This window comes from Thalassolituus sp. UBA3500, assembly GCF_002377545.1.
Lineage (GTDB): Bacteria > Pseudomonadota > Gammaproteobacteria > Pseudomonadales > Oceanobacteraceae > Thalassolituus.
Genome location: NZ_DFQB01000043.1, coordinates 16,760 through 20,145, shown reverse-complemented (window position 1 = coordinate 20,145; position 3,386 = coordinate 16,760). Strand labels below are relative to the sequence as shown.

General features: G+C 42.9%; 4 protein-coding genes. All 4 read left to right on the top strand.

Features of this window, described 5'->3' with window-relative positions; genetic code table 11:
* Positions 1-201, top strand: a 201-nt coding sequence (locus B2R29_RS10845; protein ID WP_301181092.1) for a MarR family transcriptional regulator, incomplete at its 5' end; no start/stop codon positions are given.
* 304 nt (positions 202-505) lie between these two features.
* Positions 506-874 (top strand): metal-dependent hydrolase, encoded by a 369-nt coding sequence (locus tag B2R29_RS10840; protein WP_011788464.1) that lies wholly within the window; start codon positions 506-508, stop codon positions 872-874.
* A 9-nt stretch (positions 875-883) separates the two neighbouring features.
* On the top strand, positions 884-2,038 hold the full coding sequence (locus B2R29_RS10835; protein WP_301181091.1) for an SAVED domain-containing protein: 1,155 nt from the start codon (positions 884-886) through the stop codon (positions 2,036-2,038).
* Positions 2,031-3,221, top strand: a complete 1,191-nt coding sequence (locus B2R29_RS10830) for a nucleotidyltransferase domain-containing protein (RefSeq protein WP_301181090.1) — start codon at positions 2,031-2,033, stop codon at positions 3,219-3,221. Before B2R29_RS10835 ends, B2R29_RS10830 begins: the two co-directional genes overlap by 8 nt.
* Positions 3,222-3,386: the final 165 nt, after the last annotated feature.

Here is a 3,386-nt window from a genome sequence, read left to right as displayed (position 1 = left end):
AGTGCGACTGTCAAAGAGCTTCTAGATTTTGTTATTGCAAAAAAGACAGTGACTTCGTCACATGTATCTAAGCACTTTGACATTTCAGCACAGAATGCCAGTGGTCGATTGAAGAAGCTTCATGCTACAGGTCTTGTGTTAGGTCAAAAAGAAGTGGCAGAGTCAGGTGGACTGGAATTTGTCTACCGATCAATTTTGTAGTTTTTTTTGATTTTCTGGTTAATCTGATTGCGTTAATCAGAATTGAAGTTTATTGTTTGATCAGATCCTTTGGATCTTTTTTATTAATATCTGATAAATGTGATTAATTTAAGCAGAATAGGAGGCTATATGGCTACAAATCCCCCATCAGGTGACGGACACAGAAACGGTGCCGTTAAAGGTAGATCTCAGACTCAGACGCCAAGCGGACATTGGGTAAAGCGAGATGCTGATACTGGTCGATTCATGGATATAAAGACATCCGACAAAACACCTTTTAAAGATGTCAGGAAGGAGAAATAGTTTGGCTAATGGTAAAACCCATTTGGTCGTCGGGGCTGCGGTTGGTTTAACCGTTGCCCTGGCGGACAACAAAAAACAAGCGGTCAGTCACCATCCTGTAACTGCCATTACGGTTGGCTCTCTATTTGGCAAGCTTCCAGATATTTTGGAACCCTCTTTGGGTAACCCTCACCATCGCCAGTTTTGCCACAGTCTATTGGTGTTAACTGCACTAGGTGTTGGTCTCAAACATTTGTATGAGTGGCAACCGGAAGAGGCAATTGATAAGTGTCTTCGCGGGCTGGGGCTAATCGCTGGATGTGCTTATGTCAGCCATTTGCTCTGTGATGCGACAACACCGCGCTCACTTCCTTTAATTGGTAAACTATAGGAGTTTTGAATGGTCGCTAAAGTCACAAGACCCATAGACCGTAAAGTTGAGCGAGAACTTTGGGCTCGTGCCGCTGCTCGTTGTCAGTTTAGCGGGTGTAATAAATTGCTATACAAATCAGCGGTGACTCAGGAATCGGTCAATGTCTCTCAAAATGCTCATATTTACGCATTTTCTGAGAATGGGCCTCGTGGTTGGGGACTCTTTAAAACTAAGCCAACCAGCTTGAATGACGTCAGCAACCTCATGTTGATGTGCTATGACTGTCACAAAAAAATTGACCAGAAAGGCAGCGAAGATAGGTATCCAGCCGACCTCTTGATTAGTTGGAAAATGCAGCATGAGCAACGAATAGAAATCCTCACAGGCATTGCTCCTGATCGCAAATCAAATGTTGTCTTATATGGTGCCAATATTGGAACCGAAAGATCACCGATGAATTATCACGGTTGTGTTGAGGCAATGTTTCCGAATTGGTATCCGGCAACTGAAAAGCCAGTGACACTATCCATGGTATCAGAGCTGAAAGATCACTCTGAACAATATTGGCAAGCAGAGTCGCAACACCTAACGAAGCGTTTTCAAAGTAAAATTTCATCGATCATCGAAGAGGATTCTTGTAAGCATTTTTCATTGTTCGCGTTAGCTCCTCAACCATTGTTAATAAAACTTGGCGCTTTGCTCACCGACAAAATTGATGTCGAGACTTATCAGCTGCATCGAGAGCCTAAAGGCTGGTTTTGGCAAGACTGTTCAGATGATTTTGAGTACATCATCAACAGACCTCAAAATATGGAGGGAAAGCCAGCCCTGGTACTTTCTTTGAGTGACCATGTGTCGCATGAGCGAATTACTCGGGTTATAGGGCCAGATACATCGATTTGGGAAGTGACTATCAAGCACCCTCATAATGATTTCATGCAGTCAAAGCAGCAGCTCTCCTTGTTCAGGAAGTGCATAAGAAAACTGATTGTTGAAATCAAGAATACACACGGCGATGCGACTCCACTGCAAATTTTTCCTGTGATGCCAGTATCGTGTGCCGTCGAATTAGGACGGGCCAGAATGCCTAAGGCTGATATGCCATGGCTTATTTATGACCACGACATAAAAACACAACAATTTGTAATGGCAGTCGAGCTTCGAGGAGATCTCCATGAGTAATACTAAAAGTAACGATGTTCTAAACACAATTCTGGAAAAAATTGAACTACCAGACAGTGCTTATGAAAAGGCTGAAAAACGCTATAAGGATCTAGGTGATTGGTTACATCGCCCAGAGTCAACATGCGTGAATTTTGATCCCCACGTGTTTTCTCAAGGTTCCTTTCGTCTAGGTACGGCGATTAGGCCCGATTCAGAAGAACAGTATGACCTAGACATGGGTTGCAATCTTCGGCGTGGCCTGGATAAAACGTCCATCACTCAAAAGCAATTAAAGCACCTAGTCGGTCATGAATTAGAGCTTTATCGAAACGCCAGAGGCATTAAGGAAGAGCTAGTCGAGAAAAAACGCTGTTGGCGCTTAGAGTATGCCGATGGGCTTAGCTTTCACATGGATATAGTTCCGTGTGTGCCAGAGAGTGATACAGGAAGAGGCCTTTTGAAAAAGCGGATGGTCGAAAACTCTAAGTTTGATGAAAACTTGGCTCAAAGCGTGTCTCAGCTTGCAGTTTCGATTACCGACAACACAGATTCCACTTATGCAGTTGTGAATGAAAACTGGCGTATCAGCAATCCTGAAGGATATGCTCGATGGTTTGAAACGCGCATGAAAACCGCGCGTTTAGTAATAAACGAACGCGAAATGCGATTTAAAGCCAGTATAGATAGTCTGCCATATTATCAATGGAAGACACCCTTACAGCAGGTTATCCAATTATTGAAGCGTCATCGTGACACTATGTTTAAGAATAATGAGGATAGTAAGCCAATATCGGTAATTATCACTACATTGGCTGCTAAATCATATAAAGGTGAAAGTGATTTGGCTTCAGCGTTGAATACGGTGCTCTCCGAGATGGATGACTATATTTCTGCACAAGCGCCAATGATTCCGAATCCAGTCAATCCAGCCGAAGATTTTGCAGACAAGTGGTATGACGAAAAATCTGCTCAATACCGATTGCAAGAAAATTTTTATAAATGGCTATATCAAGCTAGAGCTGATTTTAGTGCTCTTTGTTCAAGTGATGATACGCAACGAATAGTAAATGCGGCGCAAAATGGTTTGGATCTGAAGCTTGATTCAAGTTCGGTAGCACGTCTCTTGGGTATTCCTGCGGTAACAACAAAACCAACGTTCGCAATTCAATCATCTGACCCAAAGCCATGGTTTAAGCAATAGATGAAGCACTGGAAGGCTGTAGGCCTAGAGGCTTTTCTCTCGGCCTATCCGAACATTAGATTAGTAGATGTCCATGCAGATAAGATTGAGTTGCAGGGAGAGTATCAGTTAAAAGCACAGCTAGCTGGAAGTCGGTTTATTGAGCGAACATTTTCTCTAAGGATT

Coding starts and splice junctions, on each gene's coding strand:
- B2R29_RS10835 (WP_301181091.1), top strand. CDS start 884: ATGGTCGCTAAAGTCACAAGACCCATAGACCGTAAAGTTGAGCGAGAA.
- B2R29_RS10830 (WP_301181090.1), top strand. CDS start 2,031: ATGAGTAATACTAAAAGTAACGATGTTCTAAACACAATTCTGGAAAAA.